Raw genomic sequence first — 14,206 nt, 5'->3', positions numbered from 1 at the left:
TTTATTTTAATAAATAACTAAAAAACTGCCATTGCTGGCAGTTCCCCATCTTTTACTACAGATGCGTAGTTTAATATGAATTTTTCACCTGCTTTGCCCTGTATACTCTTTCCTTTTGTTCCATCCCAATAAGCATAGCTACTTTTCATTGTTGCTTTGGATTCTTTTCCTAGAACCTGATTCACTTCTGTTGGAACTTCTTCAGATATTTCCATTACTGAAACATTTGAAACAGAGTCAAAACTTACAAAACTAACAACTATCATAAGAATAAATGCTACTATCAAGGCTATAAATATTCCAATTATGATTTTTAGCCCTTTGTTATTCTTATTTTTTTTATAATCAGAACTACTGTAATTTATATCATTAGCATAGGATATGTTATCTTCAAATCCTTCTGAATATTGAAAACCGCTTTTATCAATATTAGTAGAACAGTAGGGACAACTTTCCCAGTCTGGATTAACGGCTTTACCACATTTAGAGCAAGTTCCTTTTAACATTTTTCCACAATAAGGACATTTTACATATTCATTATCTACAGATTTTCCACAACCTGGGCATTTAAGTTCTTCTTTTTTACCTGAACGAACCACTAAATAAATAATAAATCCTATTAGATTTGGAACTAACACTGCAATCAAAGTCCAAATTACAGGGTCCATTCCATGTTTTTCAGCATCCTTATATACAAATACTCCTATGGAAATAATTAACGAAACAATTAATCTTAGCTTCTAGTATTAATTCTTGATTTTCAATGTGCCTCTCCCCCTTTCATATAAAGTATACCTTATTACTTTGGATTTTGTTCGCAAAAAAAACTTTCTTTTCTTTCAGTTTTATTATGTTGTTTTTTGAATTGTTTTAAAGTTCATTAAATATAAAATAAACTGCCTTGGCTGGCAGTTTATTTCTTGTAATTTTACCTCTACTTAGCTTAATAACAAATAAAACTTTTAATATCTTTTAAATCCATTCCAAAATAAACCCATCGGTTTTTATAATATTTCCATCCAGAAACTGATTTCTTTCCAACATATACTAGATATGCCCAAAAAGGTTTTCCTCTTTTGGGCCAGATATAAGAAAATCTATATACACATGGCTTTATAGCTCCTGGGTCTACTGCTTTAAGATCTACATCTGGTTGATCTGACAATTGTGGTGTTATATCTGGTGGTGGTGTTTTGGGTGGTCCATCCTTTTGTCTAGAGGACATAACCATAGCTCTAGCACTCCTCATTTCCTTTACCATATTAATATAGTATACTAATTCTTCTGGATAAGCTAGGGTTATATTATCCAATTTGTTTTTACTTGGTTGTGTAAAATTGTTCACTGGTGCCTCCTAATAATATCACTCATATATCATATTATTCTTTATCTAGGAGCTGTGTACCTTTATTTTAAAGATATAGTTTGGTTCCTATCCTTCTATCAAATTCTGACCAAGTTCCTGGAAGAACTCCTTCTTTTATTTGGGTTATTTTATTCATAGTTGCATCTATATAATCTCCATAATGCACTATATAAGCTTCTTCCATGTTTAATGGCCTTGGTGACCCATATTCTAATTTCCCATGATGTTGAATGATACACCCTTTCATTCTTTCTTTAAAATCTTCATTATATAATTCCGGATTAGCTTTAAAAGCTTCCTCAAGCATAGAAACCCCTATTACAATATGACCCTCTATTTCTCCTTTTAATGTATAAGAAAAGGGACCATCCACAAAAAGTTCTTCTATTTTCCCAATATCATGAAGCTTCGCCCCTAGTATTGCAATTTCTCTGTTTTTACATTGATATCTTTCAGCTAATACTCTAGACAAATACATCACATTCAAGGTATGTTCAGCAAGCCCTCCTCTATAGTTATGATGCTGACTTACACCGCCTATGCCCTTTTTAAATTTTTCAATAAACTCTGGATTACTGAAAAAATAATCATTAAGAGCTTTGCCCTCTTTACTAATAACCTCTTCTTGGGTAATAGAATTGATTTCCTGCATAATTTCTTCTATAGGAGTTTTAATACATGGTAAATAATCTTCCATCTCATAGTTCAAGATTTTTTTGTAACTCTTAACTGAAAAAACTCTATCTAAATCACCTACTAATTCTAGTACATCACCAACTATTAACTCATCTTTTTCATCTATAATCTCAGCTTTTACATCACCCGTTTTATCCCCTATATAAGCTATAGTTTTTTCATTTTCTCTGAAAACTTTTTTCATTATCATTAATGAAATTTTTCTTTTGTTTCCTTTTTTTATTTCTTCTAAATATATACTTTTCATTAGTTAGCTCCTTTAATTCATTTTGATTTTATTTTTCGTAAGAAGCCACTTAAGTATTCATCATTTTGTTTTTACATTTGTTTTAAATCTCTTTATAGAAAATAAACTGCCACTTTAGGCAGTTTCTAATTACTTCTATATAATTTTCCTACTAAATGAAATCATGTTTATTTCTTTAAGTTAAAACCAGCTACTTGTTGCTTTAGCATTGCTGCTTGACTTGATAATTCTTCACTTGCAGCAGCGGTTTCTTCTGATGTAGCTGAAGTACTTTGAACAACATTTGCAATTTGAAGGATTCCTTGATTTATTTGATTAATTCCAATAGACTGTTCATTTGAGGATACTGCTAGCAACAAAAATCGTTCACTTTATTTACAATTTTTGTAAATCGCCTGACCCCTTACAAAAACTGGAACAGTTTTTGTTGCCATAATAAGAAACTTAAAAAATAAAAACAATCAGTTTTTATTTGCAAGTTTAGAAGAATTAACAAAAAATATGGATGATGATTATAGAAAATTAATATATTTAAAAGAAGCCATAAAAGAAGATAAATTAGTACCATTTTTTCAACCATTAATAGATAATAGAACAAAAGAAATAATAAAATATGAAGTATTGATGAGAATAAAAGAAGGTGATGATTATCTTTCACCATATCCATTTATATTAATAGCAGAAAAAAATAATATAATTGATGAACTTGATTTAATAATATTAGAAAAAGCACTTTTGTATAAAAATAAAATAGATAAAACTGATAAATTAATCTTTTCCTTTAACTTATCAGCAAAAGTCACAAATAATGCTGATTATTTGTATAAGGCTAACTCTATTATTGATAAATATGGAATTAAACATGAAAATATAATATTTGAGATAACTGAAACAGAAAATATAGAAAATTTGAATGAGTTCATTTCCATAATAGAGGAGTTCAAAAGTAAAAATTATAAATTTTCTATTGATGATTTTGGGGTAGGATTTTCTAGCATAGAGTATCTTAAAAAGGTACCAGCAGATTATTTGAAAATTGATGGTTCATTCATAAAAGATATCAATGAAAAAGAAGAAAATTTATATTTAGTTAACTCAATAGTCAACATGGCAAAAGCTTTTAATATAGAAACTGTTGCAGAATTTGTGGAGAACAAAGAAATACTAAGGATTGTAGAAAGTTTAGGGGTAGATTATGCCCAGGGTTATTATATAAGCAAGCCTTGTGATAAAATACTTCACAAATCAAACATTTTGTAACAACTTTACACAAATCGCCTATTTTGATAATTTACTCTCTTTTATAAAAAGCATATTATCTTTATATGGACAAACTGCTTCAACTATTAATTTATATGGGTCCAAAACTTCTAGAAAAATGGAGATTTTGTAGAAGTATAAATTAAGTTGATGCAAGATATATATATAATAAATTTTTTAAATTGAAAAGGAGATATTTACAATTATGGTGAATTACGAAAGAATCAACACATTAAAACCAGAAGGAATTGAAAGTAAAAAAGCATATTTAATTGGTGGGGGTATAGCTTCATTAGCTGCTGCTGAATATTTGATACGTGATGGTCATATGAAGGGTGAAAATATTACAATTTTAGAACAAGCTAATATTTTAGGCGGTTCTATGGATGGATCTAGGAATGCAGAAGATGGATACCTTGCTCGTGGTGGAAGAGAAATGGAAGAGCATTATGAATGTATGTGGGACTTATTTTCAGAAGTATCTTCATTAGAAGAATCAGGAAGAACTGTTTTAGATGAATTTAAAGAATTAAATGATAATGATCCTAACTATTCTAATTGTCGTGCCATTGCTAATCGTGGCGAAAAACTTGATTTTTCAACTCTTGGACTAGAAAAACATCATGTTGATCAACTAACTAAGTTATTTCTTGTAAAAGAAGCTGATTTAGGTGCAATTACTGTTGAACAATTTTTCGATGCATCATTCTTAGAAACTGATTTTTGGCTATATTGGAGAAGTATGTTTGCATTTGAAAATTGGCATAGCTTAGTAGAAATGAAACGTTATATGCACCGTTTTATGCATTTAATGCCAGGAATGAGCAAAATGGAAGGGTTAGTATTCACTAAATTTAATCAATATGATTCAATGATTCTTCCACTTATTAAAAAATTAGAAGCACAAAAGGTTAGATTTGATTTAAATACACAAGTAACTGATTTAGACATAGATATTACTGGAGATAAAAAAACAGTTAAAGGAATTCATTTGATTCGTAACGGAGAAAAAGAAGAATTTATAAAAACTACAGAAAGTGATTTGGTATTCTTTACTAATGGATCTATGACTGAAAATTCTACACTAGGAGATATGAACACAGCTCCAGAGTTAAATAGAAGCGAAGGTGGATGCTGGAGTTTATGGAAAAAAATAGCTGAAAAAGATTCTGCTTTTGGAAAACCAGAAGTTTTCTGTAGTGATATAGACAAAACTAAATGGGAATCATATACAATCACTGCTAAAGGTCCTAAAATGAGAGCCCTTGTTGAAAAATTTGCTGAAAGAGAAATCGCTCCCCACAAAACTGTAACAGGTGGAATAATAACAGTTAAAGATTCAAACTGGTTATTAAGTGTTACTGTTAATAGACAACCTCAATTTACTAATCAACCTGATGATGTTATAGTTATGTGGGCATATGCGTTATTCCCAGATAATGAAGGGGATTTCATCAAAAAGAAAATGAGTGACTGTACTGGTAAAGAATTATTACAAGAACTTTTATATCATTTGGGAATTGATGAGAAAGACATGCATGAATATATTGATACTTCAATTGTACTTCCTTGTATGATGCCTTATATTACAAGTCAGTTTATGCCTCGTGTTAAAGGAGATAGACCTGAAGTTGTACCTGCTGGTAGTACAAACCTTGCATTTTTAGGTCAATTTGCAGAAATTAAAGATGATTGCGTATTTACTGTTGAATACTCAGTTCGTTCTGCAATTATGGCTGTATATACTTTGCTTAAACTTGAAAAAAATCCACCTGAAATATATGCTAGTCAATATGATGTACGTGTTGTAGCTAATGCAACTAAAGCAATGTATAGTGGACGACCATTACCAGCTGAATCAATTATTAAAAAATTATTAAGCAATACAACTTTAGAAGGTTTAATTTAAAAAATAGTAAGGAAGTCATTTCAATTTTAAATGACTTCCTTTTTTTCATATTTTAATAATGCTCTATAAATATCTCCGTTTATTATTTTATCAAAATTATTAACTAATTCTTCAGTATCTTCATCCATATTATTTTTTATCCAATCAATTATTATCCCTGTAAAAAGAATTTTATAAAATTTTGCTACATAATTTTTATCTTCCTCTGAAACAATTAAACCTTTTGAAAGTTCATTTACCACCTCTAAAATAATATTAAATATTTCACTATATAAATGATTTTCTAAAATATCTCTATCAAGGGAATTATAAGTGTTTAAAACCATTTTTTTGTTTTGCAGTAAATAATTTAGTACTTCTAAGAAACCTTTTTTCCATGTTTGGCAAGTCCTATTTTTACCAAGAACTTCTTTTAACTCAGTGATATAAATCCATTCTAAAAGATCATAGACATCATGAAAATAATAATATAATGTCCTTCGAGTTAGCCCGCATTCATTAACAATATCGTTAATGGTGATTTTAGCCAGTGGTGTTATCTGCATTTGTTTTTTTAATGAATCAGCCAATGCATTTTTAGTAATTTGTGTCATATATTTCACCTCTATATATCAATGATTTAAATGTAAAAAAATATTAACATCTTAACGCTTTTCCAATGATAAAATCATTATACAGCTTATATTTTTGAAATTCAACTATGGAAAGTAATCTGAATTCTTTTCTACAATCAAAATCCAGACTAAAGTCCACAGGCTTGCCAATAAAACATTTGCTATGCATGGGTATATATTTGTAGCAACAAAAACTGTTCCAGTTTTTGTAAGGGGTCAGACCCCTTACAAAAATTGTAAATTAAATGAGCAATTTTTGTTAATCTAAAACATCAGGTAATTATATTTATTTTTTCACTTATTTGATTTCCTTCACTCTCTAAAATATTTAAACTAACAATATCTTTTTTAAGTAACGCTGTTAACAATCCTTCTAACACGTTAAAGTTACTTTTATCTCTTAACATTTTCTTTATAAACCAATCAAATCTTATTAATTTATTTGAATTTTCCATTGAATTTTCCATTGAATTCACTTCATATCTGTAAGTAATTATTCATCTTCCTATATTAATTATACAATAGTTAACTTTCTTGCTAGTCTTGATATGGATGCCGAACTTGATTTCAGTATTTTTCTATATTTATCTTAAATTAGATTTTGTTGGTTTTTTGAAGTTCTTTTATTAATTGTTTAACTTCTGCTATTGGGACTTCTGTTAATTCAATAATCTCCTCAATGCTCTTACCACGTAATATCATTTTTTTTGCTATTTTAATAGCTTTTTCTTCAATTCCTTCTTTAATTCCTTCTTTAATTCCTTCTTTAATTCCTTCTTTAATTCCTTCTTTAATTCCTTCTTTTTTAGCTTCTTCCTTCATCTGTTTAAGCAGAAAAGCATTATTTGCAACCATTTTCTCTACCTCCTCTTTATTTGCATCTAATATCTTTTTCGCAGCCTCTGCTAACTGTGGTTCCGCAGTATTTCCTATCCAATGCTTTAAAACCATTCTATCTTTATCCGTTAGGTTAGCAAAGAATAATGCTATAGCCTTTATTCTTTCAATAAATTCTTCCGCATCTATTTTCTGATCTAACAAAAATATGGCAGAGCTTATATTTTTGTTCCTAATTAAATCTTCTTTAGTGTATTTGTTATTTACATCAAAAATACTATATTCAAAATCTATTATGCTATTTCCAAATAATTCGCTACCACTTACAATATCCCTAAATCTTTGTGGTACATCCCATACTTTCTTTCCGTTATAAAGAACTATGGGAATTACTGCAGGTATGGTTATGTTTTTATCATATGATTTTTGATTATCATTTTTTGCATATTCCCTCAATATTTCACTTATATAAAAGAATAATCTTAATGGCATTCTATAATCAATTGTTGATTGAAATTCTAATAGTACATAAAATATAACTTCTTTATCGCCTATTGTGGCCTTGTAAACTATATCTGACTCTGTTTCTTCATAATCTGATGAAATATAAGATTTATTTATAAGTACCAAATTATCTACAGTAAGCTCACTTGCCCATGAAGCTTTGAGCATTTCTTTAACTAAATCTATAAACACTTCTTTATTAGAATATAAATCTTTATAGCTTTTGTCATGAATATTATTTATATCTTTTTTCATTAAATATTGCTCCTTATGTTTAATAAGTATTTCAGTTCAACTATATACTGTGGTGTTATTTATAATGTCTTCTTATATTTAATTATAGCCTATTTTCTTATTATAAACCATCTTTGTAGACACAATTTATATCTGTTAGTAGCAAGAAAAATCGTTCATTTTATTTACAATTTTTGTAAAGTACCTGACCCCTCACAAAAACTGGAACAGTTTTTGTTGCCATTAGTTGAGAGGAAAGTATAAATCACAGAAAATCATTTTAATTTTCGGCAAGATATGATATATTACGAATAAGTATATTTACAATTATACATATTTATTATTTATTTTTTGATATAATTTGATTTATTTGTAGAATAATATTATTTATAAAATTTTATCACAGAAAGAGGAGGACTAAATATATGAGATTTTTTAAAAAGCTTTCAATGCGTAATAAAATAATGAGTTTTTTAGTACCCGCTTTTATTATTACCATTTCATTAATTGTTGGGGTAATAATTGTACAATTCGAAAATTATACTATAAATGTAAATAAAGAACAAGCTATAAAAGGTATGGAAGGGCTCAATGAAATTATTGAAAAATATAAAAATGAGTCTTCAAATTTATCAAAGTTAATTTCCCAAAATCCTGATATTGTAAAATATATGGATGAAGGTAATGCAGATGGATTAAGAGATATATTAACAATTATATCTAAAGATTTAAATGTAGATTTTATTACTGTAACAGATAAGAATGGTCTGGTTTTATACAGAACTAATACGCCAAATGAATCAGGAGATAGCATTATAAATCAAATTAATATTCAAAAGGCGTTAGAAGGTAACGTTTATACTACTTTAGAAAATATTGATTCTCAAGAATTATTGGCTGTAACAGGATCCCCCATTATTAATATGAATAAAGAAATAATTGGGGTTATTTCTACCGGTTTTGAATTATCTAATGTGGATATATTAGATAATTCAAAGAAAATATACAAAACTGATTTAACAATATTTCTAAATGATGTACGATTGAATACTACAATCATAAAAAACGGTGAAAGAGTGGTAGGTACTCAACTAAATCCAGCCATAGCAAAAAAGATTTTGGAAGATAAAGAACAGTATATAGCAGAAGCAGAGATATTGGACATGCCTTACATTTGTTCATATATGCCTTTAATGAATACTAATAATGATGTAATAGGCGTTGTTTTTTCAGGTCAATTAAAGTCAGATGCTGTAAAAAAAATGAATGAAATAATATTTTTAATATTTGTAATTTCTGTAGTAGTTTTAATAGTAATCTCTGTTTTCATTTTCTTTTTTAGTTTAAATGTAATATCAAAACCCTTAGAAAAAATAATGGAAGCTTCCAATAAAATTTCTAATGGAGATTTATATATAGATGATTTTGATATCAATGAAACTGATAATACAAAAGATGAAATAATAATTCTAAGCAAATCTTTCTATGAAATGGTGAATACTATGAATATGTTAATTAATAATATTAATGCGTCTTCTGAACAAGTTTCAGCAGGTGCAATTCAAGTATCTGATTCTAGTACATCACTAGCACAAGGAGCAACAGAACAAGCAAGTTCGGTAGAGCAATTATCTGCTTCTATTGAAGAGATTTCTTCACAGACCATTGAAAATGCTAAAAATGCTACTACTGCTAAAAAAGTTGTAGAAAATGCTAATTACTATACAACTATATGTGATAAACAAATGCAAGGCTTATTAAATTCAATGACTGACATTAATAATTCTTCAAATAACATTTCTAAAATAATTAAAGTTATTGATGATATTGCATTTAAAACTAATATATTAGCTTTAAATGCAGCTGTAGAAGCAGCAAGAGCTGGTCAACATGGTAAAGGGTTTGCAGTGGTTGCTGAAGAAGTGAGAAATTTGGCTACTCGTTCAGCTAATGCTACTAAAGAAATCTCTATAATGATTGAAAATTCATTAAAAACAGTAAACCAAGGAGCAAATATTTCTACAGATACGGCAGACGCTTTAAAAAATATTGTTATTGAAATTTCCAAAGCATCTGATTTGATAGAAAGCATTGCAGTATCCTCAAATGAACAGTCTATTGGAATTAATCAAATAAATCAAGGAATCCTTCAAATTGCAAATGTTGTTCAAAGTACTTCAGCTACATCAGAAGAAACCGCTGCTGCAAGTGAAGAATTATCAAGTCAAGCAGCAATGCTAAAGCAACAAGTAGCTGGTTTTAACTTAAAGAAATAAACATGATTTCATTTAGTAGGAAAATTATATAGAAGTAATTAGAAACTGCCTAAAGTGGCAGTTTTTTTTATTAGCAACAAAAATCGTTCATTTTATTCACAGTTTTTGTTGCCATTCATTGTTTAATTAATGTTAATAAAAAATTATTTACCCTTAGTGATCTTTGAATTAATTTGTAAATGAAGTGGACAAATTAATACTTGCTTTATGATATATAGATTACTTACTCCATTCAAACTTACCCACCATAACTCCAAGTATTCTTGCCTCATCTGATGTTATTTGTATAGGCTCATAAGCTGGATTTTCTGGCATCAACAAAACGGTACTTCCCATTTTTATATATCGTTTTAAGGTAGCACAACCATCTTGAGAAACTGCTACTATTTGTCTGTTTTCTGCGGTGATTTGTGATTGTAGTAAAACATAGTCTCCAGAATTTATATTTGCATCTATCATGCTATCCCCTTTGACTTTTAAAATAAAATACTCTTTACTTTCACTAATCCATTGTTTTGGAATAAAAAAAGAATTTTCTATTGTTTCATTCATATGAATAGGTATTCCTGCTGCAATGCTACCGTAACAATTAATATTAATTAATTGATTTTCATTGTAATTGATACTTTCCCCATGTGAGATAACTGTAATTTCTTTAGATATAGAATTATCCCTAAGTATTTCATAATTAGCTTCATTATTACTATAAGAAAATTTAATACTTTCCAAAGTGGATCTCATCATTGACGAATTAAAAGTTGGGATATCCTTAATTGATTTTCCCTCTTTATCTATGATAATCAAATCATTTCCATCAGTAGCTATACCATATTTAACGCTTAAGTTATTACTCATATAGCTAATCAATTGAGCTTTGGCCGTATTTATACCTAGATTAGCAGCTTTTGTTTCTATAAATATAAATGGAATTTTATCTTTTCCATCATATATATGAACAGCAATATCAACTAAACCTGTTTTTGAAAAACAATTCACATTATATTCTATTTCTATCAGTTCTTCGGGATAATTGTAATTATCCATCAGCTCTTTTATAACCCATTGTCTTACTTTTTCCTCTTTACTAAATAAGTCATAAATCTCTTTTTTAAAAAGATAATTTTTAACATTAACGGAATAAAATACACTAAACTTGGATTCTTCTTTGCTTTTAAGATATTTAGGATTAATATCACTTACAAATTCAGAAGGTACTGCATTTGAAGTTAAGTAAAGTAATTCATTTGCTCTGGTCATGCCCACATATAAAATTTTTCTTTCAATAGATTTCTGATATTCAATATCCGACACTTCATTATTTGATAAAAATGGTATAACTCCTTTATTTAATCCTACAATAAAAACAACTTTAAACTCTAATCCTTTTATAGAGTGCATTGTTATCAATTTTATAGAATTCTCCTCAAAAGCATTTTTATCTCCATTTATCATTGTAGCTTCTAAATTATTCTCTTTAAAAATTTTCTCGTAGTTATTAAACATATTTTTAAATTTTGCAATAATAGCTATATCTTTCATTTGATATTTTTTCAACAAATTACCTTTGATAATTTCTATAATATATTTAACTTCTTCCTCTGGCGAATTAAAAGCCTTATATAGTGGATAAGCTCCTTGTCTATCTATTAATGATGGCTCAACATAATTTTCATCTTCAATTATATTAACATCTTCTTTTACTAAACTATAAGCACACTCTGCAATTTGTGTTGTGGTTCTATAGTTTTTAGATAGAATATTACTTTTTCCCTTCATATCAAATCCAATGGTAGAAAAACTTCTTCCTTTAACTAACCAACTATGAGGGTAAATATTTTGAGCTATATCTGCAACGAAGGTAATACTTGAATATTCTTCATCCTTATACAAACATCTGAGAAAATCTAATTGAACCTTTGTTAAATCCTGACTTTCATCAACGATGATATGAGTGTATTTCTTTTTAGGAGATTTTTTTGCTTGTTGAAGGGCATATAAATTCATATCTTTCATATCAACATATCCCTGATTCAACAAATTCTCTTTATGAACAATCATAACTTCATATAAAGCTTCTCTTATTGGAGAATTTTTTCTGAGCTTTGAGGGGTGATTCATATTATTAGTGGTAGCTCTACCTACTCTATCAACATTCATATATTCGGAAAGCTCGCAATAATTACAAGATTTTATCCATTCAATTTCCCCTTGTATAAATTGTAAGTGATCTTCATTTAAAATTTTTTCTCCTGGATAATTTTTCTTAACAGTATTTATAGCTTTTCTCAAACTAGAGTGAATAATCCTATTATCTGAAACTATCTTAAGATTCAAGTGATTTCCCTTCATATTATCAATAAAATATCTATATAAAATTCTATCTATATTAATAATTTCAACTTTATTTTCATTTTTAGCTTTTTCATTTAATAAATTATGAAAAGATATTTGTTCGTTACTTTCCACTTTTTTGTACAAGTATTCAATATAATTTACCAAGGTTTTATTAAAAGTTACCATTAAGATAGAGTCTTCTTTTCCTTCACAATAATGATTTAAAAGAAAAGGTATTCTTTGAATAGCTACAGTCGTTTTCCCTGATCCTGCTACACCTTTTATTAAATTATGACCATTAGGTTTTAAATTGATTAACTTCTTTTGTTCTACATTTAATAGCATGTTTTATCCCTCTCTTTTATAATAAAGTTTAACTTCAAACAGCTTTTACCTTTGTTCTCTATCTATCCTATTCCTATAATACTCCCCAACCCTAAACTCCAATACATCCACAAAATGTTTTCCAAAAGCTAAGTTATCCACATATTTTCCCAATTCTTCCACCAAACAAAACGCTTTCCCATCTCTATAAAAGAATTTCCCTTCGCTTTTTTCTAAATACTTAACAGGATTTTCTCTAGCATATTAATAAAGTCTATGGCTATAGTTTCTATAAGCGTTTTTTCTTCTTCTACTAATTCATTCATATCATTAAGAAATTTAAAATAGTTTTTGAATATATTTAACTTGCTGGGTATTCTTCTTCTTTTGGAAGTAGCCTTGTATTACTTCTATTTCTTATAAGTGTGGTGTCCCCTGTTAATAAGAAAGGAACTAATACTGCTTTTTTATAGTTTCCTATAAAGTCCAATACGTTTAAATATTTTTTACCAGTAGCTTTTCTTAATCCTCTGCCTAATTGCTGAAAAAATATGGTTGGTGATTGAGTTGGTCTTAGAAACATTACCAAATCAATTAAGGGAATATCTAAGCCTTCATTAAACATGTCCACTGAGAACATTACATTAATTTCTTTATTCCTAAATTTCGATAAAGCTTCTGCTCTATCTAAAGCGTTTTCTCCATTAATACCGCTATAAACAGCACAAGAAGGGACCCCATTTTCATTAAAGAATTTTGCCATGTACTCACCATGAGCTTTACTAGTGCAAAAACCCATGGCTCTTTTAGAATTAAACTTTTTATAATTATTCATAAGCAGTTCTGCTCTTTTATTAATCATAAGAGCTTCTTCTAATTCCTTGTCATTGTATTTTCCATTTTTAAATTGAACTTGATCATAATCTGTGGTGTAATAAATTCCGTAGTATATAAAGGGAACTAAATAATCTTTATTAATAGCTTTTTTTAATCCTATTTCATAAACTGTATTATAATCGCATATGGCAAATACATCTTTGTTATCAAGTCTATCTGGTGTTGCTGTAAGCCCTAATAGGAATTTATTTTGTAGCTAATTCCCTAAGATTCTCCTCAAGAAGTCTTACCCCTGACTCCATTATGAAAGTTCCTTGATGAAAAATTATTTTCCAATGCTTATTCAATAGTTTCCATATTGAACTACGAAGTGAATATTTTTTTTGTTTCATCTTATTCTATGTTATCATAATTTGTATTTTTTTCTTGTCGAACCATGTAGTGTAAACTTAATTTTTTTCAGTGATTTTTCTTTGTTTTTCTAGTAAAATTAAAAAACTGCCATTGTGGGCAGTTTTTTAATTACTTCTATTTTTTATAATTTTCATCTCACAGATTTTCATGTACCTTCATCTCAAATTATTTTTCACCTTTTCTACTTCATCAGCAGATACACCTAATATTTCTGTGATAATATCTAAACTATATCCCTTTTCTAACGCATTCTCGACAATTCTTTAATATTTCATTGTTTTTTTGCTATAGGGTTTTCAGTTCAAATGTTAATTTATACATGTCCAAAACTCCTAGAAGCATGGAGATTTTGTA

Annotated in this window: 10 protein-coding genes and 2 pseudogenes; 3 read left to right on the top strand and 9 right to left on the bottom strand. The window is 28.3% G+C overall.

Annotated features, from left to right (window positions below):
• Nucleotides 1-17: 17 nt before the first annotated feature.
• From BUB83_RS18465 to BUB83_RS18450, 4 genes and pseudogenes are all read right to left on the bottom strand, one after another.
• Nucleotides 18-668, bottom strand: a complete 651-nt coding sequence (locus BUB83_RS18465; RefSeq protein ID WP_073340603.1) for a zinc ribbon domain-containing protein — start codon at nucleotides 666-668, stop codon at nucleotides 18-20.
• Nucleotides 669-943: 275 nt separating this feature from the next.
• The gene (locus tag BUB83_RS18460) at nucleotides 944-1,345 is read right to left on the bottom strand and encodes a hypothetical protein (protein ID WP_073340602.1); all 402 of its coding nucleotides are present in this window, start codon (nucleotides 1,343-1,345) and stop codon (nucleotides 944-946) included.
• Between the two features lie 67 nt (nucleotides 1,346-1,412).
• Nucleotides 1,413-2,309: an HD domain-containing protein gene (locus BUB83_RS18455; RefSeq protein WP_073340601.1), complete on the bottom strand. Its 897-nt coding sequence runs from the start codon at nucleotides 2,307-2,309 to the stop codon at nucleotides 1,413-1,415.
• A 167-nt stretch (nucleotides 2,310-2,476) separates the two neighbouring features.
• Nucleotides 2,477-2,662, bottom strand: a pseudogene (locus BUB83_RS18450) (methyl-accepting chemotaxis protein); the annotation flags it as partial.
• 148 nt (nucleotides 2,663-2,810) lie between these two features.
• On the opposite strand from BUB83_RS18450, the gene BUB83_RS18445 reads away from it, so the two are divergent.
• A complete protein-coding gene (locus tag BUB83_RS18445; RefSeq protein WP_073340600.1) occupies nucleotides 2,811-3,569 on the top strand; it encodes an EAL domain-containing protein in 759 nt (252 codons plus the stop codon).
• 205 nt (nucleotides 3,570-3,774) lie between these two features.
• Complete coding sequence (locus BUB83_RS18440; RefSeq protein WP_073340599.1) at nucleotides 3,775-5,478, top strand: oleate hydratase; 1,704 nt, start codon at nucleotides 3,775-3,777, stop codon at nucleotides 5,476-5,478.
• Between the two features lie 26 nt (nucleotides 5,479-5,504).
• Here the strand turns inward: BUB83_RS18440 and BUB83_RS18435 are convergent, their stop codons facing one another.
• From BUB83_RS18435 to BUB83_RS18425, 3 genes are all read right to left on the bottom strand, one after another.
• Nucleotides 5,505-6,071 (bottom strand): TetR/AcrR family transcriptional regulator, encoded by a 567-nt coding sequence (locus tag BUB83_RS18435; RefSeq protein WP_073340598.1) that lies wholly within the window; start codon nucleotides 6,069-6,071, stop codon nucleotides 5,505-5,507.
• 293 nt (nucleotides 6,072-6,364) lie between these two features.
• Nucleotides 6,365-6,559: a hypothetical protein gene (locus BUB83_RS18430; RefSeq protein WP_073340597.1), complete on the bottom strand. Its 195-nt coding sequence runs from the start codon at nucleotides 6,557-6,559 to the stop codon at nucleotides 6,365-6,367.
• A gap of 127 nt (nucleotides 6,560-6,686) precedes the next feature.
• A complete protein-coding gene (locus tag BUB83_RS18425; RefSeq protein ID WP_073340596.1) occupies nucleotides 6,687-7,688 on the bottom strand; it encodes an Rpn family recombination-promoting nuclease/putative transposase in 1,002 nt (333 codons plus the stop codon).
• Nucleotides 7,689-8,092: 404 nt separating this feature from the next.
• On the opposite strand from BUB83_RS18425, the gene BUB83_RS22535 reads away from it, so the two are divergent.
• Nucleotides 8,093-9,943, top strand: a complete 1,851-nt coding sequence (locus tag BUB83_RS22535; protein ID WP_073340595.1) for a methyl-accepting chemotaxis protein — start codon at nucleotides 8,093-8,095, stop codon at nucleotides 9,941-9,943.
• 219 nt (nucleotides 9,944-10,162) lie between these two features.
• On the opposite strand, the gene BUB83_RS18415 is transcribed toward BUB83_RS22535, so the two are convergent.
• Both BUB83_RS18415 and BUB83_RS18410 read right to left on the bottom strand, forming a co-directional pair.
• The gene (locus BUB83_RS18415; RefSeq protein WP_073340594.1) at nucleotides 10,163-12,622 is read right to left on the bottom strand and encodes a S24 family peptidase; all 2,460 of its coding nucleotides are present in this window, start codon (nucleotides 12,620-12,622) and stop codon (nucleotides 10,163-10,165) included.
• 349 nt (nucleotides 12,623-12,971) lie between these two features.
• Nucleotides 12,972-13,685, bottom strand: a pseudogene (locus BUB83_RS18410) (DEAD/DEAH box helicase); the annotation flags it as partial.
• Nucleotides 13,686-14,206: the final 521 nt, after the last annotated feature.

The sequence above is a fragment of the Clostridium grantii DSM 8605 genome, assembly GCF_900129965.1.
Taxonomy (GTDB): Bacteria; Bacillota; Clostridia; order Clostridiales; family Clostridiaceae; genus Clostridium_AF; species Clostridium_AF grantii.
Note: the sequence above shows the minus strand (reverse complement) of the source record. Positions and strands in the feature narration are given on the sequence as shown.